Source organism: Desulforhopalus vacuolatus (genome assembly GCF_016918505.1).
GTDB lineage: Bacteria > Desulfobacterota > Desulfobulbia > Desulfobulbales > Desulfocapsaceae > Desulforhopalus > Desulforhopalus vacuolatus.
In genome coordinates this window covers 17,691-43,595 of sequence record NZ_JAFFPZ010000008.1, presented here as the reverse complement: position 1 = coordinate 43,595, position 25,905 = coordinate 17,691, and the positions used below count along the sequence as shown (strand labels likewise).

At 50.6% G+C, this 25,905-nt stretch carries 24 protein-coding genes and 1 tRNA gene; 11 read left to right on the top strand and 14 right to left on the bottom strand.

What is annotated here, in order from left to right; translation table 11 throughout:
* Positions 1 to 195: 195 nt before the first annotated feature.
* On the top strand, positions 196 to 669 hold the full coding sequence (locus tag JWG39_RS07005) for a twin-arginine translocase TatA/TatE family subunit (protein ID WP_205218672.1): 474 nt from the start codon (positions 196 to 198) through the stop codon (positions 667 to 669).
* The gene (tatC, locus tag JWG39_RS07000) at positions 659 to 1,426 is read left to right on the top strand and encodes a twin-arginine translocase subunit TatC (protein WP_240192031.1); all 768 of its coding nucleotides are present in this window, start codon (positions 659 to 661) and stop codon (positions 1,424 to 1,426) included. The genes JWG39_RS07005 and tatC overlap by 11 nt, the downstream gene beginning before the upstream one ends.
* A 58-nt stretch (positions 1,427 to 1,484) precedes the next feature.
* On the opposite strand, the gene JWG39_RS06995 is transcribed toward tatC, so the two are convergent.
* The 4 genes from JWG39_RS06995 to JWG39_RS06980 are packed head-to-tail and all read right to left on the bottom strand — an operon-like array spanning position 1,485 to position 5,152.
* A complete protein-coding gene (locus JWG39_RS06995; RefSeq protein WP_205218671.1) occupies positions 1,485 to 2,492 on the bottom strand; it encodes a radical SAM protein in 1,008 nt (335 codons plus the stop codon).
* 5 nt (positions 2,493 to 2,497) lie between these two features.
* Complete coding sequence (locus JWG39_RS06990; protein WP_205218670.1) at positions 2,498 to 3,007, bottom strand: nucleoside deaminase; 510 nt, start codon at positions 3,005 to 3,007, stop codon at positions 2,498 to 2,500.
* Positions 3,008 to 3,012: 5 nt separating this feature from the next.
* On the bottom strand, positions 3,013 to 4,086 hold the full coding sequence (gene aroB, locus JWG39_RS06985; protein ID WP_205218669.1) for a 3-dehydroquinate synthase: 1,074 nt from the start codon (positions 4,084 to 4,086) through the stop codon (positions 3,013 to 3,015).
* 52 nt (positions 4,087 to 4,138) lie between these two features.
* Positions 4,139 to 5,152 (bottom strand): rubredoxin-like domain-containing protein, encoded by a 1,014-nt coding sequence (locus JWG39_RS06980; RefSeq protein ID WP_205218668.1) that lies wholly within the window; start codon positions 5,150 to 5,152, stop codon positions 4,139 to 4,141.
* 398 nt (positions 5,153 to 5,550) lie between these two features.
* Between JWG39_RS06980 and JWG39_RS06975 the strand changes: the two genes are divergently transcribed.
* Positions 5,551 to 5,814 carry a hypothetical protein gene (locus tag JWG39_RS06975; RefSeq protein ID WP_205218667.1) on the top strand — a complete coding sequence of 88 codons (264 nt, stop codon included), beginning with the start codon at positions 5,551 to 5,553 and terminating at the stop codon, positions 5,812 to 5,814.
* Between the two features lie 10 nt (positions 5,815 to 5,824).
* Positions 5,825 to 6,253 (top strand): hotdog domain-containing protein, encoded by a 429-nt coding sequence (locus tag JWG39_RS16755; RefSeq protein ID WP_205218666.1) that lies wholly within the window; start codon positions 5,825 to 5,827, stop codon positions 6,251 to 6,253.
* Positions 6,254 to 6,277: 24 nt separating this feature from the next.
* On the opposite strand, the gene JWG39_RS06965 is transcribed toward JWG39_RS16755, so the two are convergent.
* From JWG39_RS06965 to JWG39_RS16750, 3 genes are read right to left on the bottom strand one after another with little or no spacing between them, the layout of a single operon-like run.
* Positions 6,278 to 7,015: a ParA family protein gene (locus tag JWG39_RS06965; protein WP_205218665.1), complete on the bottom strand. Its 738-nt coding sequence runs from the start codon at positions 7,013 to 7,015 to the stop codon at positions 6,278 to 6,280.
* On the bottom strand, positions 7,012 to 8,559 hold the full coding sequence (locus tag JWG39_RS06960; RefSeq protein WP_205218664.1) for a CHAD domain-containing protein: 1,548 nt from the start codon (positions 8,557 to 8,559) through the stop codon (positions 7,012 to 7,014). The genes JWG39_RS06965 and JWG39_RS06960 overlap by 4 nt, the downstream gene beginning before the upstream one ends.
* A gap of 37 nt (positions 8,560 to 8,596) precedes the next feature.
* On the bottom strand, positions 8,597 to 8,722 hold the full coding sequence (locus JWG39_RS16750; protein ID WP_275888975.1) for a hypothetical protein: 126 nt from the start codon (positions 8,720 to 8,722) through the stop codon (positions 8,597 to 8,599).
* A gap of 222 nt (positions 8,723 to 8,944) precedes the next feature.
* Between JWG39_RS16750 and ppk1 the strand changes: the two genes are divergently transcribed.
* Genes ppk1 through JWG39_RS06945 form a run of 3 tightly spaced genes read left to right on the top strand, consistent with a single transcriptional unit; the run spans position 8,945 to position 13,662 of the window.
* Positions 8,945 to 11,116: a polyphosphate kinase 1 gene (ppk1, locus tag JWG39_RS06955; protein ID WP_205218663.1), complete on the top strand. Its 2,172-nt coding sequence runs from the start codon at positions 8,945 to 8,947 to the stop codon at positions 11,114 to 11,116.
* A gap of 15 nt (positions 11,117 to 11,131) precedes the next feature.
* Complete coding sequence (locus tag JWG39_RS06950; protein WP_205218662.1) at positions 11,132 to 12,526, top strand: TIGR01777 family oxidoreductase; 1,395 nt, start codon at positions 11,132 to 11,134, stop codon at positions 12,524 to 12,526.
* 26 nt (positions 12,527 to 12,552) lie between these two features.
* Positions 12,553 to 13,662, top strand: a complete 1,110-nt coding sequence (locus JWG39_RS06945; RefSeq protein ID WP_205218661.1) for a hypothetical protein — start codon at positions 12,553 to 12,555, stop codon at positions 13,660 to 13,662.
* Between the two features lie 316 nt (positions 13,663 to 13,978).
* Here the strand turns inward: JWG39_RS06945 and JWG39_RS06940 are convergent, their stop codons facing one another.
* From JWG39_RS06940 to rnc, 5 genes are all read right to left on the bottom strand, one after another.
* Positions 13,979 to 14,779, bottom strand: coding sequence for a dihydropteroate synthase (locus JWG39_RS06940; RefSeq protein ID WP_205218660.1), 801 nt, complete (start codon positions 14,777 to 14,779; stop codon positions 13,979 to 13,981).
* A gap of 423 nt (positions 14,780 to 15,202) precedes the next feature.
* Positions 15,203 to 15,970, bottom strand: a complete 768-nt coding sequence (locus JWG39_RS06935; protein ID WP_205218659.1) for a thioredoxin fold domain-containing protein — start codon at positions 15,968 to 15,970, stop codon at positions 15,203 to 15,205.
* A 52-nt stretch (positions 15,971 to 16,022) separates the two neighbouring features.
* The gene (gene abc-f, locus JWG39_RS06930; protein ID WP_205218658.1) at positions 16,023 to 18,029 is read right to left on the bottom strand and encodes a ribosomal protection-like ABC-F family protein; all 2,007 of its coding nucleotides are present in this window, start codon (positions 18,027 to 18,029) and stop codon (positions 16,023 to 16,025) included.
* Positions 18,007 to 19,038 (bottom strand): elongator complex protein 3, encoded by a 1,032-nt coding sequence (locus JWG39_RS06925; protein ID WP_205218657.1) that lies wholly within the window; start codon positions 19,036 to 19,038, stop codon positions 18,007 to 18,009. Before JWG39_RS06925 ends, abc-f begins: the two co-directional genes overlap by 23 nt.
* 16 nt (positions 19,039 to 19,054) lie before the next feature.
* Positions 19,055 to 19,783, bottom strand: a complete 729-nt coding sequence (gene rnc, locus JWG39_RS06920) for a ribonuclease III (protein WP_205218656.1) — start codon at positions 19,781 to 19,783, stop codon at positions 19,055 to 19,057.
* Positions 19,784 to 19,839: 56 nt separating this feature from the next.
* Between rnc and JWG39_RS06915 the strand changes: the two genes are divergently transcribed.
* Positions 19,840 to 19,915 (top strand) — tRNA-Cys (locus JWG39_RS06915).
* Positions 19,916 to 19,978: 63 nt separating this feature from the next.
* Here the strand turns inward: JWG39_RS06915 and JWG39_RS06910 are convergent.
* Both JWG39_RS06910 and JWG39_RS06905 read right to left on the bottom strand, forming a co-directional pair.
* Positions 19,979 to 20,599, bottom strand: a complete 621-nt coding sequence (locus JWG39_RS06910) for a hypothetical protein (protein WP_205218655.1) — start codon at positions 20,597 to 20,599, stop codon at positions 19,979 to 19,981.
* Entirely contained in the window at positions 20,599 to 23,097 is a 2,499-nt protein-coding gene (locus JWG39_RS06905) for a glycogen/starch/alpha-glucan phosphorylase (protein WP_205218654.1), read from the bottom strand. The genes JWG39_RS06910 and JWG39_RS06905 overlap by 1 nt, the downstream gene beginning before the upstream one ends.
* A gap of 445 nt (positions 23,098 to 23,542) precedes the next feature.
* Here JWG39_RS06905 and JWG39_RS06900 point away from each other — a divergent pair, with 445 nt between their 5' ends.
* The 3 genes from JWG39_RS06900 to metW are packed head-to-tail and all read left to right on the top strand — an operon-like array spanning position 23,543 to position 25,898.
* Positions 23,543 to 24,145 carry a tetratricopeptide repeat protein gene (locus tag JWG39_RS06900; protein ID WP_205218653.1) on the top strand — a complete coding sequence of 201 codons (603 nt, stop codon included), beginning with the start codon at positions 23,543 to 23,545 and terminating at the stop codon, positions 24,143 to 24,145.
* Positions 24,142 to 25,272: a homoserine O-acetyltransferase MetX gene (gene metX / locus JWG39_RS06895; protein WP_205218652.1), complete on the top strand. Its 1,131-nt coding sequence runs from the start codon at positions 24,142 to 24,144 to the stop codon at positions 25,270 to 25,272. Before JWG39_RS06900 ends, metX begins: the two co-directional genes overlap by 4 nt.
* Complete coding sequence (metW, locus tag JWG39_RS06890; RefSeq protein ID WP_205218651.1) at positions 25,269 to 25,898, top strand: methionine biosynthesis protein MetW; 630 nt, start codon at positions 25,269 to 25,271, stop codon at positions 25,896 to 25,898. Before metX ends, metW begins: the two co-directional genes overlap by 4 nt.
* The last annotated feature ends 7 nt before the right edge of the window (positions 25,899 to 25,905 follow it).

The following is a 25,905-nucleotide window of genomic DNA, read 5'->3' as shown; positions in this document are numbered from 1 at the left end:
TGTCAAATAATCCACTCTACTTATCTCTGCTTCACATTCTTAAGAAAAAAGAGACAGAATGACCCTTTCGTTGACAGTTTCAATGGGATACCGTAAAGTTTTCCCGATTTGAGGTCCTCAAGAACAAAACTTCCCTGGAAACGGCATAGCCTTGCGCTGTTCTACTTTTCATCCCCTTAGAATTACAGGTACCCCATGTTTGGTATTGGAATGCCGGAGATGCTCGTCATCCTCGCCGTTGCACTGATTGTTGTTGGCCCGGACAAGTTGCCGGAACTGGCGAAAAAACTTGCTGCAGGCCTTTCTGACCTGAAAAAGACCGCCGCCGATCTTAAAACAAGCTTTACTGAAGAAGGATCCCCTGGCCAGATAATCAAGGACATTAAACCCGACCTCGAGGAGGCGGCACGTAATTTTCAAAAACAGCTGACGGAGGGGGGGGAGGGAATGAAGGCGGCACTCTCGGATGTAAAACCTCCGGTCGGCACATTGCGCGATCTGCATGATGAAGTGCAGAAGCAGGAAGAGAAGGATCGGCAGGAAAAAGCAGCAATGAATTCAGATCTTCCTGAAAATATTTCAACCGAAACCGCAGCCGAAACGACAACTGCTCCAGCAGCCATCTCCCCTGAAGCGACTTCAGCACCAGAGAAAAAAGTTGAATCTTAATCTGCAACAGGGCCTGCCGGTTCTCGAAAAGAGTCTCGCGTTTTTCCGCCCCCATCATCTTGAGCTGCGCAAACGGACCATCCGTATCATTCTCAGTATTGCACTCTGCAGTGGTATCTGCTGGATTTTTTCCGAACAGCTGGCCAAAGCGTGCGCCGGCCCCCTTCTCAATGCCTCACCACTGGTTCATCGGCTGGTATATACCAGCCTTCCCGAGGCTTTTATCACCTATCTCAAGGTAGCGCTGCTTGGTGGAATTGTTCTCAGCATGCCGATGACCATTTATCAGCTGTGGGCATTCATTTCTCCCGGCCTGAAAGAGAGTGAGAAGAAAATTACAATACTCATCACTCTTCAGTCCACCCTGCTTTTTGCGGCCGGTACACTTTTTGCTTTTTTTGTCGTCTTGCCGATGCTGCTTCATTACTTCATGAGTTACGCCAGTGAGGGACTGCAGCCACTGCCGAAGCTTGGTGAGTACTTCAGCTTTGTTGCCCGCATGGTACTCACCTGCGGCATTGCCTTTGAAATTCCCTTCCTGATGGTCATGGCCGATCGCACTGCTCTTTTTTCCATGGCATCTTTTCAGAAAGCCCGTCTCTCTATGTCTGGAGTTGTCCTTTTTCTTGCCTTCCTTCTCACTGCCGGCGATTTCATGGCCACTGCCCTGCTCGCCCTGCCCCTCTACGGTCTCTTTGAGGCAGGAATCTTTGCCTGTCGTGTGTTCAACAGAAAGAAAAAACCCGCAGCACACTGATTTGTGCGCCTGCGGGCTTTGTTACACCACGTTGCTTCTGACTTCAGGATCCCTTTACTCAGCCACCAATTTCCTGTTTCAGCAGACAGCAGGAAATACGATAGCGCGGCGTTCCCTCGTCGGTATATTCAATCGTATCGGGCTGCAGCAACTTGTTCATTACACATCCCTCGGCAATGTTCAGCTTGAAGAAGGAGTCCTCACGCAACTCCCCCATTTTCTGCAACTGACCATTTTTTATCTCAAAACTGTGAATGGGATAATCCTCACAGAGAGGGCACTGATACACCCTTCCGTTGGGGAAAACAAAATAATTTTCCGCTACATTCCCCGCACATTGAAACGTCTCATCTTCATTCAAGAAAACCTTCGGCCAGGTGACATGAATTCCCCGCGCAGCGATATCAGCAGCCACTCCGGGAACAATGGACAGCCACTCCTCCCGGCTCACCTGTGAGGTCTCTTCGCTGTCTGATTCGGCGGATTTTCCACGCAGACCGAGAACCTGGATAAAAAATTTCTTCACTCCGAGTGATTCCAGCAGGGCTCCCATGCGATGCAGATGGGAGATATTTTTGCGGCTCACCGTATAAATTACACTGACATGGAAACCCGCCTCAATCGCCCGGCGGATATTCGCGGTGCAGACCTCATAGACACCTTCCCCTCGAATCGCATCATTTATCTCCGGCTCCGGTCCGTCCAGACTGAAGCTGAGAAAATCAAGCTCCTCAGGAGTGGTTCGGTGGAGCAGATCATGAAAGAGAAAGCCGTTGGAGTCTACCGTCACCTGATAACCAAGCTTTTTGGCAATACTGATTGCCTCAGGCAGATCAGGGTGCATGGTCGGTTCTCCGCCAAGCAGAATAACATTGGTTTTCTTTGATTCATCGGCAAAGAGTTGCAGCCAGCTTTCAATCTGGTCACGGGTCAACTGCATGCTTCCATGCTGCTCTTTGTTGATATAACAGTGTTTGCAGGAAAGATTGCAGGCAGTGAGAAGATGCAGGAAAACGTTGCGCTCCCCGGGCTGGAAATGGATTGTTTTTGAAATTTCAGTATTCATTGAAGTTATACTTTCTGAGAAAGAATGTGACGGGCGAACAGCGTGTCCTGGAGATAGCAACAGGCCGGGTCCAGAAAAAAACGTTGAAAAAGACGGAGACTTTCATTGCGTAATACGCCCCCCCTGATTTCCGGCTGCAGATCCCGGTAGAGGGGAGCAAGCTTATCAAGGGGGAGATTGGTTCCTCCTCCCATGACATCTTCGCAGGCATAGACAATATGCAGGAAACCGTTGACCAGCAGAGTGGAGTAGCACATCAGGCAGGGTTCAAGGGTGGAGTAGACAGTCAGTTGCGAAGCGTCATACTTCCCCCCCCCCACAGAGAGGTTGCGCAGAGCCGTAATCTCAGCATGATCAAGCTCATTGGTCTGGCCGTTCCCACCACTGCAGGAGCGTCTTCCCTCCGCAACGATCTCGTCCCCGAGGGTAATAATGCACCCCACGGGAAACTCCCTCCTGTTGCCAGCCTCCTCCGCCTGCTGCAGGGCAATGTACATAAATTTTTCGTCTTTCATATCTGTCAGCCAAGTACCTTGTCAATTTGTGCATCTGTAACCTGATCGGTAATCTCAGTATCTCCGACAGCAGTGGGAAGGATAAAAAAGACTCTTCCGGCCTCCGCCTTTTTATCGCTGAGAAGATACTTCCTGATAGTCGGCCGGCAAAGCTCTACCGGTACCTCGACAGGCATGCCATACTCCTTGAGCAGTTCAATAATGGCAGCACACTGTTTCTCCGTAAGCATGCCTTTCAGCACGGCAAGGCGGGCCGCCGCGACCATGCCGATGGAAACAGCAAGACCGTGAATAAGGGTAAAGTGAGAAGCACCTTCTACAGCGTGGCCGATAGTATGACCATAGTTGAGAATCTTGCGCAGGCCGCCCTCTTTCTCGTCTCGGGCAACGACATCTGCCTTGATTTCGCAGCAGCGGGCAACCATTTTTTCCACCACGGCGGGTTGCAGCGTGAGGATTGCCTCACGGTTCTCCTTCAGCCAGGAAAAAAAGCTCTCGTCGCGAATTACTCCGTATTTTATCACCTCTGCCAGTCCGCCGAGAAGTTCCTTTCGAGGCAGAGTGACAAGGACGTCACAGTCTATATAGACTGCCTTTGGCTGATAGAAAGCACCCATGAGATTTTTTCCCTCTGGCAGATCCACGCCGGTTTTCCCGCCGACTGAACTATCCACCTGAGAGAGGAGAGTCGTAGGAATCTGCACAAAGGGAATACCGCGCATCCATGAGGCTGCAAGGTATCCGGCAATATCTCCCGGTACGCCGCCACCGAAGCCGATAATAGCATCTTTACGATCAAATCCGGCGCGTGCCATTGATGAAGCAAGTTCACCAAGGGTGAAAAGGGTTTTTCTTTCTTCACCTGCAACAAAGGTGAAGAGTTCACACTCCAGTCCTGCGGCCTTCAGAGACGCAATCAACTGCGCACCGTAAAGTGAAGCAACATTATCATCGGAGATAATGGCATAACGTTTCGCAATCTTTCTCTGCGCAAGGTCTGCGCCAACCCGGGACAATCCCCCCTGATCAATTAAAATGGGATAACTGCGTTCCCCAAGACCAACGTTGAGTTCAATCATTACTACTCCTGTTCATACTGGTTATTCAAGGTACCCTGCTGTGAAAGAGACCTTACCGTCTTTGCCTTGCACCATACACCAGTTTACCACCGAGGTGACCGGCAATTGCCACAGCACACAGTCCGATACAGGCAAGAGCAACGTAAAGCTGGTGTGCCGGCAGTTCCAATCCGAAGAGGACAACACTCCCCCACTCTTCACTTTCCTTTACGAGAGGCCAGATAACAAGACCTGACACTGAGAGGAGGACGACAATTCCGCAGGTAATCTTCGTGATAAAAATCCATGTCTTCGCACCACGATAAGAGCGTTTCCATTCAATAAATCCGGCAAAGAGAACCAGCGGCAGAGAGACGAGTATAACCACCAGATTATACCATGCCGCATCCTCAAGAACCGCTGAACCAGAGAAGAGACCAATAAGCAGGAAAAGCACTGCCGCAGGCATAATTCCATTGGGGAAATGTGCAGATATGGGATGGATATGATTTTTCACGAAAAAACGACAGAGAGCATCGTAAAAGCCACCCTTTTTCTCTTCTTCCTGTACCGGCTCTACACCAATGACGTTCCCTTCGGCATCAATTTCCACAAATGCCTCCCGGGAAGCACCACAGACTGGACATTTCTCCGGGGGAAAATCACTGGTACACTCATACTGGCAGACAGTGCAACGCCAGCGTTTCGAGCCCTTTGATTCGGTGTTACTCTGCGTCTCTGCAACTGGACCTTTGGCTGAAGCAACAAACCTTTCGCCTTCTACATGACAGACTGGACAGGTCTCAGGAGGCTCAAGCCCGTCATGGACATAGCCGCACACAGGACAGAGCCATTTTTCGGTTGTTTTCTGTTCTCCCGAGCCTTCCTTTACCTCAGGGGGCGAAATTTCAGAGTCAGGAGACTGCTCAACTTTGATCGCAGCCTCTGAAGGGACTTCTTCCTGCTGTGATTTCGCCAGGGCCTCTTCAGTGAAATCACTGGCGGGAGCATTGCAAAGTGGGCAGTTCTCGGGGGGAGTCTCACCTTCATGTACATAGCCACAGACACCACAAATCCAGCGTTTCATAAAAAGCCTCCGGGAAAAAAGAAAAAGAGTAATGGGCAGACGAGAGTTCCACTTGTCCGCTTTGCACACTGCCGACCGCTCTCTGGCAGAAACAGGCAGATTACCCGCCAGACGCTCGTTTTGCAATTTCCATCATGCAGAGAATACATATTCAGAGAGCGTGCAGATAAAGGTTTTGTCCTGCTGCCTGCAGTTCAAGGTACCAAATATAACGTATCGGTAAAAACCCTGCACACGGTGAATTCAGCAAAATTAAGTTATATAAGGGTCCCATAAAGGTGATGGCCCCTGTCTTTTCTCTCCAGCTGCAGATAAAAACTGGTCAAAGATCCCACAGAGTGATAAAAATATTCTTGACAATTCAGAGAGAAAAAAAAACATCCTTATCCGTAATATCGATGAACAGAAACAGACTGAAAGATATTCCCCTGCCGATCCACTCAATTTTCTCCTGTGCCTCAGACTCGCAGCAATGGGGCAGTGACACTGGCAGAATATGTGCGATTGCAGTTCAGTTCCATCAGTTCACGGCAGGCTGTCCGAGAACAGCCAGTTTCGGAGTAACAATTTTTCAGGGAAGTGTGGGAAAACTTCTGCAACGGGTGGATACTGCTCTTTATGAAGATAAAACCAGCGGCAGAAATGCTGTGAAAAAGGCGTGAGATGAAAAACGTGTCAGAATTAAACTCAGGCAGGCTTAAAAAACAATCCGAGAAAAAGATCAATTGTCCAGGCTGTGATTTAGAAAATCCTTTTTTGTTCTCTCTCGATTTTAAAGAGGATGGCCGGGGTGGTGTCCGCACGACCTTTCTCGGCAACACGAGATGCCAGGGCTACGACGGGATCTTCCATGGGGGGGTGCTCTCTTCCCTTCTTGACACGGCCATGGCCAAATGTCTTCTCCATCAGGGTATCAAAGCACTTACCGGAGAGTTGAATATACGCTTTCTTGAACCGGTACCCTGTGAAGCAGAGCTGGAAATCCATGCGAGAATCAAAGAAACTCTGCCGCCGCTCTATCTGCTCCGCGCCGAGATCTGTATCGATGGCAGAGTGGTCTGCCGGGGCAGAGGGAAATTCATGCAGCGGAACCCCGACTGAACTCCCGATGTTTCCGCACCTCCTTCAAAGATACGTCTCCAGCTCTTTCCACACCGCCTGGCAGGCATCACTCGCCGCGCTTTTCGGGGCAAATGTTGCCACCGGCGCCCGATTTACGCCCATCCTCTCAACATCTGTTGAAAATGGCACCTGAGGCTTAAGCATTTTATACTCTTTTCGCAGTGCCTCGATAGTTTCCCGGTGCAGTTTTTTATTCATCTGCACCATGGAAAAGAAGGGCAGCAATTTTTTTTGCGAAAAGCCCTGCTCTTTAAAAAAGGCGTAGAGCTGCTCAAGGGTACGTGCCGAGAGAGTAGTAGGAATTACCGGTACCACAATGAGGTCGGCGGCCCGAAAAACGTTTTCTGAGAGCATGGAGATATTGGGCGGACAGTCAAGAATCACCACGTCATACTCACTGCGAGTCACCTTCAGAGCTTTCTTGAGTCGGGAAGAGCTCTTTTTCATTCTGTCAAGAAAGATATCAAAATCCTTAAATGACATGTTGGCTGGCAGCAACTCAAGATTTTCAAAATCTGATGCCCGAATCGAATCCAGGAACTTTTCCTGATCTTTAAAAAAGGAAAGATCCTGCAGTTTTTTAGAGGGTTTTACTCGAAAATAGAAGCCGGAAGCCCCCTGCGGGTCAAGATCACAGAGCAGAGTCTTGCGGCCGCTCATCGCACAGGCATAGGCAAGGTTGACCGAGGAAGCGGTTTTTCCAACACCTCCTTTATTAGAGTAACAGGCCAGTATTTTCATTGTGCGTCTCCTTTTTTACTGGAAAAAAGCTGTTTGAACAGATTTCTCGTTTCCACACTGTTGAACTGAATAAAGTTGTTTTTCACCTTCTGCCGTTCTGCAAGCTGTTTCTGATGCAGCATGGCTGTCAACGCGCCAATGCTGTTTGAAACAGTCAGTTCATAATCTGCGAAAGCATCCATTTTCTCCTTGAGAATTTTCTGCAGGAAGTGCTGCTGTACGGAGTAGTCGTTGAAGTTACCGAGGTTATCCTGCATCTTTTTCAGATTTCGTACCAGCAGACCAATTGCCTCTTCGGGAAAAAACGGCGCAAAAAACTCCATCAGATAACGCAGCTTTTTACAGTGAATTCGCAGTTGATGGACCTCGGAAGACGGCGTAGATTTGTCCATTTCAGAGGCGATCCGGCACACCTTGCGATAGCGCTTATAGATGAGACTGCTGCCGACTTCATGAGCTCTGCGGCTGCTGTCCAGGCCGTTTTTCAGATTATTCGCTCTGCTGAATTTACGGGTAAGCGCCTCCATCTGAATCCTGTAGTCTTCACTGCGCAGGCAGGCAACTACTGTCCGCAGGGCGAGTTCACGTTCATCTTCGAGAAAGCTGAAGAGAATCCCCACGCCCTCTCTGGCAGATTCTGGAACCATCGCCATATATTCTTCTGTCCTCATCAGATAAACATCAAGATCGCGCAGTCGACTGGTTGGCCGCATCAATTCAGCAAAACTTTTTTGAAGGGCCTCAGTCTCCTTTCTGGAGAAAGCTCCTTTAAAGAGAGAAAGCACTGAGCGAACCTTGCGCAGACTGACACGGTAGTCGTGGAGGAATTCACTGTCGATATCGGCGGCTGCCCCCGCCTCATTCTGCCGGGCAACAGCAAGGAGCGTGCGGATAATAATCACCGCTGCATTTTTTACGGTACTGCTGGCAGCGAAAACAAGCCCGGGTTTGCTGGTATAGCTGCTGTCACGAATGCCAAGCTGCCGATAAAGGTCTTCAAAATTGTCACAGCTCTGCACTCCCGATTTCTGCAGAATCTCTACCAGCATTTGATGTTCATGGGCATAACCGCGCAGCATGGCGGTAACGCCAAGGGTCAGATGTTTTTCCCCGGACTTGAGCACAGTCTGCCGGAAGCGGGCAAGAGTTTTCTCCTCATCATCAAGCAGCAGGCCGCTGTCGAGCCGAAACTTTACTTTTCCCACCGGCAGAAAAGCACGCGTCGTAGTTATTTTACGTAACTTTTCAGTCACAGGACCATCAGGAAGCTGATCAGCAAACCGCCATGCGCCGGTAATACCCTGCTCCACAGTGTCCCCGCTTCGCAGGTCAACAAGCACAAGGGTGTCATTAACATCAAAGAGAATCTTTCCCGCCTTCAGCAGGAGATTTTCAAATGTATCGACAAGGTACCCGGACAACTTCCCTCCCTTCTCCATCACCAGGGAAAAGATGGAGCCAGCCGGGATTTTTTTCTGCAATCGGCCTCGGGTAACAGTGAGATCGGCCATGAAGACGAACGGTCTCGCGGTCTTTGCTTCCATGAGGAAATTCTCTTTATGTGTGCTACTTTTCAATGTATTACCTGATCATTTTTTTCACGATGGACTGAATGCTCCTTTTCTGTTCAACTGCAGTCAGTGTCACTTCTTTGAGCACTCCGGGATCAAGCCGGAGTAATATACTTTTCTTCTTTTCTTTCGCCATAACGGCCTTTTCTCTGTAACAGGTGGTTATGCGTTCATGGCGTTACAGTATCATTCCCTCTTCAACAGGGCAAGATATGCCCACTGTCTTTCTCATAACTTTTAACATAATTTAAACAATGCAGAGTATATTATAAGTACATGGCAGAATGAGTAAGATTTGTACGCAAATCGATTATGTGAAAGCTGAATCCCGAAAAAATGATCCAACGCAGGAGTTCGTATGGAAACAAAACCTGAACCAGCTGTTACCGGAAAACCCGTCAAAAAATTCGACCTCAGTTCCCCCGAATGGTATCTCAACCGGGAGTTGACCTGGCTTGAATTTAACAAACGTGTCCTCCAGGAAGTCAGAGACGAGCGTAATCCCCTTCTGGAGAGAGTTTTCTTACTTGCTGTAGTTGGTTCCAATATTGATGAGTTTTTCATGAAGCGTATCGGTGGGCTGAAACAGCAGGTCGGGGCCAACGTCACCAACCTCTCGGTGGATGGACGACTGCCTCAGGAGCAGATTGATGCCTGTCGCGAAGTCGTGGGCGATATTCAGATACAAAAACTCACCCTGGAAAAAAAACTCATTAAACTGCTCGCGGGCAAGCGGATTGTCATCACGCACTACAGCGAACTGAGCAAGGCTCACCGGGACGCCATTGATGACCTTTTCCTGCAGGAGATTTATCCCCTGCTTACCCCCCAGGGGATGGATCCGGCGCACCCTTTTCCCTTTGTCTCCAATCTCTCCATTAATCTGCTGGTGTCGGTGCGTGCCCCCGGGGGAGATCAAAGCCATCTCAATCGTATCAAGATTCCCACCAGTGCAGACCTGCCACGTTTTATCCAGGTGGGGCGCGGCCAGACCTATATTCTTCTTGAAGACCTGGTGGCCAACAATATTGAGCACCTTCTGCCTGGCGTCGTTATCGAGACCATTGAAGCATTTCGGGTCACGCGTAACGCCATCACCGAGCGCCACGAAGAACAGGCCAATGACCTGCTGTCGATGATTGAATCCTCTCTTCGGGACCGTAAATTTGCTGAGACGGTGCGCCTTGAGGTCGACAAGGGGATTCTTCCCCTGCACAAGGGGAAACTTGCTGCCGAGCTTGATATCGATGAAGAAGAGGATGTCTATGAGATTGAGGGAATCCTCGGCATGAGCGCCCTGATGCAGATTGCCCTCATTGATAATCCCGCGCTCCACTTTCCGCCCCATCATCCGGTGGATAACCCGGAGCTGCTTGGCGATGATCCAAACATTTTCCACACCCTTCGCCGTCATGGAGATGTACTGCTGCAGCATCCCTATGAGTCGTTCAACTCCTCTGTGGAGCGTTTTCTGGAGGAAGCCAGTACTGACCCCAAGGTCCTCGGAATAAAAATGACTCTCTACCGCACTGCCAAGCACTCCAACATCATTAAATACCTCATTGATGCCGCCCAGAACGGCAAACAGGTGGCGGTAGTTGTGGAGTTGATGGCACGCTTTGACGAATCGGCCAACATCCGCTGGGCCAATTTCATGGAGGAGGCGGGAATCCATGTCACATACGGTGTTCTCGGCCTGAAAACGCACTCGAAGCTGATCTTTGTACTGCGCAAGGATTACGATGGGCTCAAGCGCTATGCCCACATCGGCACCGGGAACTATCACTCCGGCACTGCCCGCGGCTACTGCGACATCGGCCTGCTCACCTGCCGTCCGGAGATAGGGCAGGACCTCACCGAACTCTTCAACTACCTCACCAGCGGCTATACGCCGATGCGGCAGTATCAGAAAATTCTGCCCTCACCAAAACTGCTGAAAAAAGCGTTGCTGGAGAAAATTGAGAGGGAGATTGAGCATCACAAACAGGGAGCGGAAGCACTCATTCAGCTGAAGACCAACGCTTTGGAAGATGCAGATATAGTTGCCGCCCTTTACCACGCATCACAGGCAGGAGTGCATGTAGACATCATCTGCCGCGACACCTGTCGCCTGCGCCCCGGAATAAAGGGCTTGTCTGAACATATTCGGGTTGTTTCTATTGTCGGCCAGTTTCTTGAACATTCGCGTATCTACTACTTTAAGAACAACGGCGATGAGGAATATTTTATTGGCAGTGCCGACCTGATGAAGCGGAATCTGGAGAGTCGGGTGGAGGTCTGTGTTCCCATTGAAACTCCTGCCAATAAGGAGAAACTGCGTAATATTATTGATATCCAGTTGAGCAATACCCGCAATGTCTGGGAGATGCAGTCGGACGGGACCTGTAAACAGCTTCACAGCAATAAACCCGATGGAGAGGTCTCTATCCATACGCTGTTTATTGAGCAGGCGGAGAAACGTTACGAAGTTGGGCGGAAAGCCCTCGCTGAAAAAAAATTGAGAAAAATACCGAGACGGAAAATCAAATAACCTTCAGGGATTCCTATGACTCATCCACCGCTGCTCTTCACCCATACTTCCGAATATCCCTGCTCTGCACAGGAACTCTACGACTGGCACAGCAGAGAGGGCGCACTGGAACGCCTGCTCCCGCCATGGGAAAAAGTAGAGGTGCTGGAGAAGAGCGGCGGCGTAGAGGCCGGAGCGAGAGTGCATCTGCGCTTTCACTCCGGTCCCTTCAAGCTTTTTCCCCTGGAATTCCACGCCCTGCACCTTGAAAACAACCCCGGCCACAGTTTTCACGACATCCAGCAGCGCGGCCCCTTTAGCAGCTGGTCTCACCAGCATTTCTTTTCAGAGAGTGGCGACGGCTGTCGCCTTGAAGATCGGGTTGAATATCGGCTGCCCCTGCAACGAATCATGATCGGACCTCTGCGCCGGACCATACAGCACAGTCTGGATCGCATGTTCCGTCACCGCGAGGAGCAGCTGCGCAACGATATTCTACTGCACCAGCGTTGCAGTGGCCGCCCGCTGCGTATTCTCATCAGTGGCGCTGGTGGCGTACTGGGCAGGGAACTGTTACCTCTGCTCACCACCGGAGGTCATGAGGTGTGGCGGCTGGTACGGCACAGGGCAAATCCGGCACGACGAGAAATTCGCTGGGATATTGACAATAACGACCTTGATTTGAGCGGTGCACCACTCTTCGATGGCGTAATTCATCTCGCCGGAGAATATATTGGCCTGCACCGCTGGACAGAGAAGAAGAAGCGACGGGTACTCGAAAGCCGCGTACGCGGGACACGCCTGCTGGTGGAACGCCTGGGTTGTCTCCAGCAGCGCCCGCCGGTTTTCATCTCCGCCTCCGCCACCGGCTGCTATGGTAATTGCGGAGCCATCTCTGCAGATGAAACGCATCCCTTTGGTGCAGATTTCATCTCCCGCGTCTGCCACGACTGGGAAAAGGAGGCCCTGGCTGCTGAAGCGGCGGGGATGCGCACCGTAATGATGCGTTTCGGCGTTGGTCTCACCCCAAAGGGTGGCGCACTGCAGAGAATTGCTGATGCCAGTTTCTGCGGATGCATTCGCGCACTCGGTAAAGGAGATCAGATACTCAGCTGGGTGAGTATAGATGACATGGCTGCTTCCCTGCTCCACGCTCTCACCTGTCCAGGGCTCAGCGGACCGGTTAACGTGGTTGCCCCAAAGCCGGTCAGCAACCGCGAATTTCTGCGCACCTTCGCCCGTGTTACAGGCCGCCCCCTGCTCTTTCCGCTCCCTGCACCTCTTCTCAGGATGACCTTCGGGGAACTGGCAGACGAGATGCTGCTTTCGGGATGTCGGGTCTCCTGCGAGAAACTTGTCGAATCCGGTTTTACCTTTCGTCACCCTGAGCTGGAATCAGCCCTTCGGGCGATGTACGGCCGCTGGAAATAACTCCTGAACCTTTTCCTTAGAGTAACATGAGCACCCCATTTAAAATAACCCTCTGGGTCGTCATGACAATGGCCCTTGCCTTCGGCTTCTTTCATCATCTTGCAGATCCAGCAAAAATAAACTTTGAAAGGCTGCATATTTTTCTCTTCAACCTTGTCAGTGGCGGCTCCATTATCCTCTATTACACTGAGGGCAAGAACACCGTAAGCATGCGGGTGCGTGCCTTTTTCCTTCTCTCCATCGTTTTTGCTGCAGCTGCTTTTTTCAAGTGCTACACGCTTGCCCTGTTCCTTCCCCCGTTGCTTGCACTGATTGTAGAATCCATCCGTATCGATTCTTTCGGTTCCATCCTGCCGAAAGCACTCTTTACCATGACAGAGCCCATTACCCGCAAGTTTCACCAGGCCTCCCTGCTATGCCTCAGCCTCGGACTGATCCTCTCCAGTTTTGCCATTCTCAACAGTGAATTCACCCACTGGCTTGACCTGCGCATGCTGACACTGAATACCTTCTTCCTCGGCTATTCCTTTCCCGTCTCGCTGATCAGCCTGTCGGTGATCTTCTCAATAATGAAAAACCATCTGCCCGGGCCAGCCCCACTTTTCAAAGAGTTCTCCTTCTGGGCAATCAATCTCGGAGTCATCATCTTTTTTCTCTTTATGCTCTGCGGCTGGTTTCTCCCACAGGTTTTCATCTCCCTCTTTCTCTTCTTCTCCGTCTCCCTGATTCTCTATCTCTTCTGGAGGGAGGGGACCCGACTGCAGCAGAAGGCTTTTCTTCTCTCCGGCATCTTCTTTCTGATTATCACTTCAATCACCGGGATCATGTATATTTTTCTTGAATTTTCACCATATTACGAATCACGTTACGCCATTCCGCTGATCCGCCTCCACGCCTTTACTGCGCTCTATGGCTGGAACCTGAGCGGCCTCGCAGTAATCAGCCGCTCTCAGGATTTTCCCATCCAGCTCCACTCCAGCCGGGTGATTCTCCTCCACTGGGTCACAGTGCTGCTGCTCTGTCCGCTCGGCTATTTCTATCCGCCGGCCGCCGTAGCGGCGGTGGTGTGCTACGGCATCCTGCTCTTTATCCTCTTTTTCAAGAAAGGTACGGTGGACCAGCGAATGCAGGCATAGGAGGCCTTCAAGGTACCCCTGTAATACCATTTCCTCCTTGTATTGGTGGATTCAAAGGCAGGGGGATGGGAAAAGGGAAACGGGAGAAAGGAGACGGGAGACGGGAAAAAGCAAAAGATTTCCGTAGAGACGACCAATTGGGGCGTCTCCAGCACAACAGACATTTCTATAATGAGATCATTTTATACCATTCCTATTAAGTTGTGCCCCGTTTTGCATCCTGTTTATCCGTTCGTGGTTACAAACTCCTGTCTCTCAGCCCCCTGCCTTTCAATTCGCCCATAGAAAGTGAAAATGGCACTTTCCCGGAGTTTTTTCAGGCAACAATTTTTTCTTCCCGGACTCCTTTAATATAATTCATGCAGAATTTATCATTGCCGACCAGCATCTCTGCCGTTTTCACTGTCGCCATGATATTCTTATCAAGGGGATCAAGAATCGCCGAATCAAAACCGGAAGTGATAAGCATGGAGAGGAAGGTACGGTTGATAAAGCGTCGCTGGGGCAAACCGTAGCTGATATTGGAGAGCCCACCAGTGGTATGTACCCCCTCCAGTTCATTCGTAATCCGCTGGATTGCATTCATTGCCATGGTGCCGAATTTGACATCCACACTCATTGGCTGCATCAACGGATCAATAAAGATGTCATCCCGCTCGAAACCTGCACCCTCAAGCTCCTTCACCAGAAGAGCGGCGCGTTGAACAATTTCGTCCACGGTTTTCGGCATACCGCTGTCATCCATACAGAGGGCAATAATGCGGCATTTCTTCCCCTTGAGAAACTTCATCATTGGTGTAAAGCGCTCCTTCTCCAGGCTGATAGAGTTGATCATTGGCGCCTGTTCCACCAGCTCGAAAGCCTTCTCAAGAATAGCGGGATCAGCACTGTCAAGACACAGGGGAAGCTTCGTAACGGGTTGAATTACCTTCAGCAGCCAGCGCATATCCTCATCTTCATGTCCGATGCGGGCTCCGGCATTGACGTCGATATAGGTTGCTCCAGCTGCCTGCTGAGCATGAACATCATCGACAATATAGTCTGTATTCTTTTCCGCGACAGCAGCTTGAACCTTTTTGAGCGTGGTATTGATCCGCTCACCGATTACTGTAAACATATTTGCTCCTCGGGGACAGCGGGGTTATGCGACATCGGGCGCTCCGCAGGATCAATACGGAGTATGGCCGCAAACAAAAAACGCCCTGAAAACAATGTTTTCAGGGCGTTTTTCTACTTCAGGTGCAAAGTGAAGGCTCTCATCATGCAGCCATTCCTTTATCCAGCATTACGGTAAAACCTGTGCCTGGAAGACAGTCATCCACATCAACGGCAATCAGCGACTCCGGTCTACCTGTATAACAAGGCATAATAAGATATCCCTTTTGCTGAAAACATTTTCTTCAGAAGAACGCTCCAAAGGGAGAGTCCGCATCAAAACACACCTTCCAGCCTAACGATTTCATCTTTCTCATGCAATATAAATCCGAGCAGGTTTTACATTTCCAGAAGCTGTATTGCTGAAAACCTGCCTCCGTCAAATTCATTTGCTGTTCTGCTCAATCGCTTTGAGGAAAACCTCCCTCGGCAGTGCTCCACTGATGTGATATCCATTACTGAATATCAGGGTGGGAAAAGCTGGCTGCACGTTATTTTTTTTGAAAAATTCAGCTATGGGAGCCCTCTTTTTTTCATAGACAGTACAACCGGGTTCATCGATAATACCGGGTTCCGCAGTCAATTTTTCCGCCATGGCAGAATAGTCGGCAAGGGTATTCAATGTACTTTTCCTGCACATCAGTCGACGGGTTGCACCCTGCCCGGCGGGGTGCTGATCAAGAGGGTAGAGGATAACGTAGAAGGTAACCGTACTTTCCAGCCCGGTGACAGCTTTCTCCAGCTGATGACAGTAGGGGCATTCGGGATCCGTGAGAAGGATGACCTCGTTTATACCGTGACCAATGGTATAATCAGCAAACGTTTTCAAGTGAACGCGTTCAGCCTCAGGCAAGGTCTGCATACTCTTCAGAAAAGCCTCTCCAACCTCCACACTGCGATTGAAATCGATCAATCGCCCGAAAATAAAGTATTGTCCGTTGCTGTAAAATATCTGGTACCCATCACTTTTCTGCACCACATAACCACACATATTCTTCAGATCCCTCACCGGAAAACTGGTGACGACCCTGCCCTCCTGAGATCCAAGCCCAAGGCTCTTCGTTACTTCCTCCGGAGAGAGGCATTGAGCTCCGGCAGATACTGCAAGAAAGAGGGCCAGAGCCACAGGAGCAAGCCGGGTAAACAATTTCATGTTTTTTCCTTTTTTTTCAATACCACACGGAAAAGATGCGCGGGAACAGGGTCTATTCAGCCTGATTTAATTTCAGACCGAGTTCGGAATCGATGTTATCAATTTCCCCCTGTGCCTGTTCCCAGCGACTGTAATTACGGTTGAGGCGGAGTTTACATTCATCATACTGCCTGCTCACCCCGTTCCATTTTTTCTGATCATTGTAAAGCTTCGGGTCGGCCATGAGGATTTCGAGCTCCTCCTTCTCCTTTTCCAACTTTTCAACCTTTTCCTCAGCTTCTTCAAGCTGTTTGCTCCATTTTCCGATACGGCGACTGCGTTCCTGACGTTGTTTCGCCTCTTCCCGCTTCTGCTCGCGGCGGTCATTACGACTGCCAGCGGCAGACTTGTCTCCTCCGCTGCTGCTCTGTCCGGCTTTATCCTTCTCCGCCTGTGCTCCTGCAGTCTCCTGCTCTTCCTTCCAGCGCAGGTATTCCGCCACAGTTCCCTCATGCATCGTAATGTGACCGTCCCGCACCTCAAGCACCTTATTGACAAAGCCATCAAGAAAATAGCGGTTATGGCTGACGACGATGATGGTGCCATCATACTGATTCATCGCCTCTTGAAGTACATCCTGCGAACTCATGTCGAGGTGGTTGGTAGGTTCATCAAGCAGCATGCAGTTGGCCGGAATGGCAATCATCTTCGCCAGAGCGAGACGACTTTTCTCTCCGCCAGAGAGAACCGCGACCTTTTTCTCCACCGCTTCTCCCCTGAAAAGAAATGCACCGAGAAGTGAACGCTGGGCGGTGATGGTAAGATCTTCCCCGGCAAGCGCCATGGTATCAAGGACAGTGAGTTGCGGGCTGAGTTCCTGCGCCTGATGCTGTCCAAAATAGGTCATACGGACATTGGCACCGAAACGAAGGTCCCCGCTGTCTGACTTGATCTGACCGGCAAGGATCTTCAGCAGCGTTGATTTTCCGGCGCCGTTCACCCCGACCACAGCTATTTTATCACCACGGCTGAAGAGGAGATTGACATTGGAAAAGACCTTTTTTCCGCCAAAACTCTTACTCAACCCCTCCACTATCAGGACATCCCGTCCAGAAGGCGGGGCTGGTGGAAAATGAAAATGGATTGAGCTCTCTTCTTCCGTAAGCTCCACTCGTTCCATCTTCTCCAGTTGCTTCACCCGGCTTTGTACCTGGCGTGCTTTGGTGGCTTTGGAACGAAAGCGATCCACAAACTTCATCGTCTGCTTGATCTTCGCCTGCTGATTATTCCATGCGCCGCGCTCAATTGCCCGACGTTCCTCCCGCTCATTGAGATACCAGCTGTAGTTGCCCTTATATACGTTAATTTTCCCGAAGCCCAGCTCCCAGGTAATCTCAGTGGTCTTGTCGAGAAACATCCGGTCATGGGAGATCAGCACAAGGGAGCCGCTGTAGTTCTTGAGAAATTTTTCTACCCAGGTCAGTGATACAAGGTCAAGGTGGTTAGTCGGCTCATCGAGGAGCAGCAGCGAGGGTTCTGCAAGGAGAATTTTCGCCAGTTTGAGCCGCATTTGCCAGCCACCGGAGAAAGAGCAGACCGGTTTTTCCATATCCTCACGAGAGAAACCAAGGCCGAGCAGGACCCGCTCAATTTTACCGTCAAGGGTGTAAATATCGCTTCCTTCAAGGCGATACATAATCTCTCCCTGGCGCTCAACCATCTCCGTAAATTCCGGGGAATGCGGATCCCCGCCACGCGCCATCTCTTCGTGAATATCATCAAGTTCCGTCTGCAGATCAATCAGGTGAGCAAAGGCACTCTCCGCATCCTTTTTCAATGAGTGCTCAGCGAAAAGTTCCGCTGATTCCTGAGCGAGATAACCGATGGTAAAATGACGGGACTGGCTCACCACGCCGTCTTCCGTATGTTCCAGCCCCGCCATGGTTTTCAGCAGCGTCGATTTTCCGGCGCCGTTTACCCCCACGAGGCCAATACGGTTACCGCGGTAGACCTGGATGGAGAGATCTTTGAAGAGGACTTTGTCCCCGAAACGAACATCAAGATTGTTTACAGACAGCATAAAAACTTCCTTTCGCAACAGAGCGGTCAGCCGTGATGCGGTAACGTCCCGCATAGCCAAGGGCATCAAGCCGCTTTCTGTTCTCTTTGTTTATACCAATGACTGAGGAGATATCACGGTGGGAGACAGTTACATCCATCCATTCACCTTCCTTCAGTGGCTTCAGACAATTTTCTAAATAGTAAAACCAGCGGCGGGATTCCACCATTGCGCCAAAGGCGGGATGCCAGGGACCAGCGAGAATACTGCCTTCAAGGGAGGGTGCAGGCTGCAGTCCAATACGGATAACCCGAACATCGGCCTTTTCAAAAAATGACAGGGCAACACTGCACCAGTCCAGCGCAGTATCAAGACTGAGTGGCTGATAGTCGCCAAGCAGCCAGGGGCTGACAAGACCAGAATCTTCCACCACCAGCAGCGGATATATGCGGGCAATATCTGGCCCGAGTTCCGTAAGTTCCTTCACTCCCTCCATGAAACTCTCGAAGGTCTCACCGGGCAAACCAGGCATGATCTGAACCCCCGTGGTAAACCCGGTCTCCTTGAGCAAAGTGATTGCACACCGGGTATCCTCGGCATTGTGGCCCCGGCGAGCCCTGCGCAGGACTTCGTCATCCATCGACTGCACCCCGAGTTCCACCGTGCTCACTCCAGCCTGCTTCAACACGGCGAGGCGCTGTGAATCGATGCAGTCCGGTCTGGTGGAACAACGGATTGAATTGACCTCCCCTCTGGCAATAAAAGGTTGAACGGCCGCGAGGAGTCCCTGCTGCGTCTCGACAGGCAGGCAGGTAAAAGAACCGCCGAAGAATGCCACCTGCACCTCACTGTGCAGGTTTCCATGAGCGTTTTCCCGTACCAGCCAGCGTCTTACTTCGTGCTGCACAGCCTCAGGAGTAATCAGTAAGCGCGAGCTGCCGGAGATGCGCGTCTGATTACAAAAGATACAGACGTGCGGGCATCCCTGATGGGGAATAAAGATGGGGATAACGAGAAGATCTTTCACCATTCTGCTCCGTTTGCGGTTATTGCAGCCACAATTTTGTTGTGAGGGCATCATGGGCGGCCCGCTGTTCCGCTTCTTTTTTGGAACCGGCCGTTCCCCTGCCAATCACATCGTCGTGAAAACAAACAGAAACAGTGAAAACCCGCGCGTGTGACGGCCCGTCTTCCTCATCAAGAAGATAGGTTGGTGCCTCACTGAATCTCTCCTGCAAATCTTCCTGCAGACGACTCTTGGAATCCGCGATGAACATCTCCTCTTTTTTCGTATTGAGATCCAGCAGAAAGAAACGCTCCAGCGCCTCCACTACGGCTGCATAGTCGGAATCAATAAAAATTGCACCGGCTACCGCCTCCCAGGCACAGGAAAGGATGCGGGGCTTCTGTCTTCCCTGATTCATATCCTCGCCTTTGCCGAGTTCAAGGAAACTGCCGAGATTAATCCGCCGCGCGAGAGAAGCAAAGGAATGTTCATTCACCATTGAAGCACGCAAACGGGTAAGTTCTCCCTCATGCATCTCAGGATAACTGCGCATCAGCAAGTGCCCGACAATGAGGTCAAAAACGGCATCGCCCAGATATTCAAGGCGTTCATTATCATGTCCCTGCACATCATTCTCAAAGGCGAAAGAAGAATGAATCAACGCTCGCTGCAGAATACGCAGATTGGTAAAACGGTAATGCAACACCTCTTCAAGCTCCGCAAGACGAACCTTATTGCGGCGCACAAGAGACTCTATATTTTCACCCATTGCAAATTTTTCCTTGTCAAATTTTCTTATTATGGTAAATAAATCGTTTCAATGATGGCGACGTGGCCAAGTGGTTAAGGCAACGGTCTGCAAAACCGTTATTCATCGGTTCGACTCCGATCGTCGCCTCCAGAAATTCGAAGGGATTACGGAACATCCGTAATCCCTTTTTTTTATTCTCTGTTGTCAACTGCACTACTGCTGTATCCGACTCTTCTTTATTGTCTCGACAATCTCTTCAAGACGGATTTTTTTAATCTTCCCCGTAGATTCAAAGTAACTGACGGCTGATGCTGCCGAAATGCACCGTTCACGGGTAAAAAAGATCATTTCCGCTCTTTTCTTTATCGCTGCGAGATCCTGCTGATGTTCATCCACCGCCATGCGGTTGGCATCGACAATACACTGCAGCATCTTCGCCCGCGCTTCCTGAGGTTTCTGCAGATAACCATACCCGGCATCCAGCCCGACATAAATTTCTTCAACACCGAGAGATTCAACCTCCCCTTCCCTCTTCAGGTCATAAAAAGCACCTGCCGCATTCCTGCACGTTTTCTCCTGCATCAGGTAGTGCCTGACATATCCGGAGATTTTTGCACGACTGGTCACACCCATGCTGAGTGTTATTCTCGTAGCATCAACAGCGCAGTGCAACAGGGTAAGTCGTGCCTCCTGCGAATGCTTGAGAAAATAATCAACACTCCGGACCTGCTCCGTTGCAAGGGTATTCGCCGCAGGAAAAAGCATCAAGAAAAAGAAAAAAACAATACGTATCATAAAACCGAAAATTGAGTGATGGGTATCTTGAATATCCATCACTTCGTTTTAACCTTCCAGATATCCTCAGCATATTCACGGATGGTACGGTCGGCAGAAAACTTGCCCATTCGCGCCACATTCAGAATAGACATCTTCGTCCACACCCGCTGCTTGAGGAACGCCGTGCTCACCTTTTTCTGACACTCGAGATAAGACTCAAAATCGAGCATAAGGAGATAGGGATCATGGGGATCCATCAACGAATCGACAAGAGGTTTGAAAAGTTCTGTATCCCCATTACTGAAAGCACCCTCGCGGATGCAGTTGATAACGTCTGAGATCCCTTTATTCTTGCTGCAGACCTGTTCCGGCGTGCGGCTGGGGTTTTTCTTCTCAAACGCTACTTCTTCAGCAGTCATGCCAAAGATAAAGATATTCTCATCCCCCACTTCTTCTCGAATCTCAATATTGGCGCCGTCGAGCGTGCCGATAGTCAGCGCCCCGTTGAGAGAAAACTTCATGTTCCCGGTACCTGAGGCCTCCGTTCCGGCGGTGGAGATCTGTTCGGAAAGGTCAGCTGCCGGCATGATAATCTCCGCCTGGGAAACGTTGTAATTGGGAAGGAAAACCACCTTCAAGCGATCGCCAACACGCGGATCACTGTTGATCACATCTCCGATGGAGTTGATGAATTTGATGATTAACTTCGCCCGCCAGTAGGATGGTGCGGCTTTACCCGCAAAGATTGCCACCCGCGGCGCCTGCCCTTCTGCCTCACCGCGAACAATCCGCTGATAGAGATGCACAAGATGGATACCCGCAAGAAGCTGACGTTTATACTCGTGAATCCGTTTCACCTGAATATCAAACATCGCAGTCGGGTCAACCTTTACCCCAACCTCATCGTAGATATACCTGGCAAGTTGTTTCTTCTTGTAAAGCTTCACTTGCTTCCAGGCTTCGCCAAAGCCAGGATCGTCGGCATAGACCTCAAGACCGCGGAGCTGGTCAAGATTGGTTACCCAGTCGGAACCAATCTTCTCGCTGATCAGCAGAGAGAGCTCGTGATTTACATCAAGCAGCCAGCGACGGGGAGTAATTCCATTGGTCTTGTTATTGAAACGGCCGGGAAAAAACTCGTTAAACTCAGGGAAAAGCCGCTCTTTGAGCAATTCGGAGTGCAGCTTGGCTACGCCGTTGACGCTGTGACTGCCGATTATGGCGAGATGCGCCATGCGCACCATTTGCGGATTACCCTCTTCAATGATAGAAAGTTTCTTCAACCGTGCAGTATCATCGGGATAACGCTCGGAAACCTCTTTGAGAAAACGGACGTTGATTTCATAGATAATCTGCAGGTGACGGGGCAGAACACGGCCCATCATGTCAACACTCCACCTTTCCAGAGCCTCAGGCATCAAGGTGTGGTTGGTGTAGGCGAAGGTGTTGACGGTAATCTTCCACGCCTGCTCCCAGGAGAGGCCTTCAATGTCGAGCAGCAGACGCATCAATTCGGGAATGGCGATGGAGGGATGGGTATCGTTGAGCTGTACTGCAACCTCATCCGGAAACTGGTCAAAATTTACGCAGCGCTTCGTGAAACGGCGCATGATATCCTGAAAAGTGGCAGCCACGAAGAAATACTGCTGCTTGAGGCGCAGTTCCTGTCCCGCATAGTTATGGTCCGGTGGATAGAGCACCTTGGAGATGGTCTCAGAGTGAACCTTCTCCTGCACCGCTCCAATATAGTCTCCCCTGCTGAATTCAGCCAGATTGAGATCTCGTGAGGAGTGGGCGGACCATAAACGCAGGTTAAGGACAAAATCATTTTTATACCCCGGGACGAGAATATCACTGGCGCGGGCCATAACTTTCTGCGTATTTATCCATTTGGCACGGTAACTGCCGTCATCATCCTGATAGCTGAGAACATCACCGAAAAACTGCACGGGAAAACGCGGCACGGAGCGGTCAAACTCCCAGGGGGAACCGTTTTCCAGCCAGTTGTCAGGAATTTCACGTTGATAACCGTCTATCAGCTTCTGATAGAACAGGCCGTATTCATAACGAATCCCGTAGCCGAAGCCCGGAACCTGCAGAGTGGCAATGGAGTCCATAAAACAGGCCGCAAGACGACCGAGACCACCGTTTCCGAGGGCGGCATCCTCTTCCTCATTCCGCAGGTCGTCGAATTTAAAGCCAAGTTCTGTCACAGCCTTCTGCACATCCTGATAGAGCCCAAGATTAGTCACTGCAGTGCGCAGGGAGCGGCCGATCAGAAACTCAAGCGAGAGATAATAGACACGCTTTTGCTCCTTTGCGTAGAACGCTTTCTGGGTCTCTATCCACTTCTCAACCATCAGATCACGCATGGTATAAGCCAGAGCACGGTAGACATCCTCTTCACCACTTCGCTCGGGATCACGGCCCTGAAAACTCAGCAGGTGATGGAGGACACTTTTCTTGAGTCTCTCTACATTCTCCCTGCTGCCAGCCTCAGGCCGATTTTCTTCAATTTCATTTTCCGCTTCTAGAAATGCCTTTGTTGGAGCCATGGCGTCCTCCATATTTGCCTTGATCTTGCTGAGAGACGCCGGAGGCGTCCACAGGTATCCATAACTTTTTTGTATTTTACCAGCAATAATACAAAATCTGTTGCTGTCTGATTCACCCGCGTACTCTTCAAATCAACGGCACCAGCACAGATTATCACTTGATATCCGCCGGTACTTTTCAGATTTACCTCAGTAATGGAGAAAGCATCAGACTCCCACAACTGAGGGCCAGGTAATGACAGCCACCGGGAACCATGATATCTACAAGATTCCGCATCCGCGATATTGCAAAAAGAACCGGCCAAGTTTACTGTGTGGAAATTGTTATGTTGATACAAGAGGAAATTAAACTCCGAAACCCGTTTTTTTTCAACTGCAGAACCCTTCTGCACACCTCTATTATCATGTACTTACACATTTAGAGTTTTTCAAACGGATACCCGCTATGCAAAACGCAAAGAAAAAGACCTCCCTCATCATTTACGCAATCATTATCTTCGTACTCGGATTTCTCAGCGGAGCAGGATTTGCTGTATGGAAAACCAACAGCTCCGGCGATACCATGCCCGTCAGCGCTGCCGGTCTTCAATCGACAAATCCCCCTGCTGTCAGCGAGCTGGTGAAAATTGTTGCTTCCGAACCAGCGAATGCTTCGGCCTGGCTGCAACTCGGCAACCTTTATTTTGACGTCAATGCCCCCGCCAAAGCTATTGACGCCTATACCCACACCATTTCTCTCGGCAGGGTTGACGCCAACATTCTCACAGACCTTGGCGTTATGTACCGCCGTTCCGGGCAACCGGAAAAGGCTGTTGAATCTTTTGATAAGGCGATACAACGCGACCCGCAGCATACAATTGCATTTTTCAACAAGGGTACGGTCCAGCTCTATGACCTCCACCAGTCTGAAGAGGCGGTAAAGACCTGGGAGGCAGTTCTCCTTTTCGCCCCCGAAGCTACCGTACACAATGGTACTCCGTTGAAAAAAATAATTGCCCAGACTAAAGCTGACATCACTGCAGCTGAACAGCAGCAAAACGCTCAATGAACCGACTGATCGTTGAAAAAGAGTCCTTCACTTTTGCCGAAGATGAACCGATGCAGCTGGATTCCGGTTCAACGCTCTCCCCCGTAACCCTGGCCTGGGAGCGTATTGGTGAGTTGAACGAGGCTGGCGATAATGCCATTCTCATCGCCCATGCCTTCTCCGGAGACTCTCATGTTACAGGGTACTACGCCACTGACGGAAAAGATGAAAAGCCTGGCTGGTGGGATTACCTTGTCGGCCCCGGCCGTGCCATTGATACCAGCAAATATTGTGTCATCTGTCCGAATATTATTGGTTCCTGCATGGGCTCCACAGGGCCGGCCTCCATCAATCCCGCCACAAAAAAGCCCTGGGCGCTGGATTTTCCAATGCTTACCATCGGCGACATGGTGAAAGCGCAGAAGATACTTGTTGACCACCTCGGCATTACCCGTCTGCGCGCCGTTATTGGTGGTTCTGTAGGCGGAATGCAGGTGCTTGAGTGGTGTGTACGCTACCCGGAAATGGTAGATGCGGCCGTGCCAATCGCGACGACGATGCGACACTCTGCGCTGGCCATTGCCTTCAATGAAATTGCCCGTCAGGCAATCATGGCCGATCCGCACTGGAATAATGGCAGTTATTACGAGGGCGAACACCCCTCAATGGGGCTGGCCATCGCCCGCATGGTCGGACATGTCACCTACCTCTCTGACGACGCCATGCGACGCAAATTCGGCCGCCGTCTGCAGAATAAAAAAGGATTCAGCTTCGGTTTCGACGCCGATTTTCAGGTGGAAAGCTATCTGCGCCACCAGGGGACCAAGTTCGTCAACCGGTTCGACGCCAACTCGCTGCTCTATATCACCCGTGCGGCGGATTACTTCAATGCCGCTGAGCGCCTTGCGGCCAGCGGTCCTCTCACCGGCGGCCGCAAGGCGGCAATAAAATATCTGGTGATCTCTTACTCTACGGACTGGCTCTATCCCACCTATCAGTCCAGAGAACTGGTGCATACTCTCAAACGTTCCAGTCAGAACGTGAGTTTTGTGGAGATGGAATCCGACTGCGGACACGACGCCTTCCTCATTCCAGAACCAACTCTGCCCAAACTGATACGTGGCTTTCTTGCCGGAGTAACACCATGACCAACGAGGAATTTACTGACAGAATTCGTTTTGACCTGCGCACCATTGCCGAGAAGATACCCGTGGGAAGTTCCGTTCTCGATCTCGGCTGCGGTGATGGTGATCTCCTTGCCTGGCTCAGTGAACACAAGGGCGTGCGTGGCACAGGGATCGAGATGAGCAAGAAGAAGGCTGCGCACTGCATCAGCCGCGGCCTTTCTGTACTCCAGGGCGATCTTAATCGTGAGGTAAATGACTACCCGGATAACAGTTTTGATTACGTTATTCTCAGCCAGACGCTGCAGCAGGTTTATGAACCCGCCCAGTTGTTGCACTCACTCTCCCGTATTGGCCGCCGGGTAGTGGTAAGTTTCCCAAATTTCAGTCACTACGGAAACCGTCTCCATCTCCTGTTCAAGGGAGAAGCCCCGGTGAGTGAGGAGCTGCCCTACCACTGGTACGACACGCCCAACATCCGGGTTATCACAATTGCCGATTTCCGCAGGTTTACCCGCGATGTCGGCTACAATATTGTGGAAGAGATCTCAATTAAAACGGACCCTGCTGCCACCTGCGGAGAAATTATTCACTGGCTGAAAACGCTGCGGGCGACCTACGGTATATATGTTATTGAAAAACCGGCCTGAGCCGGAA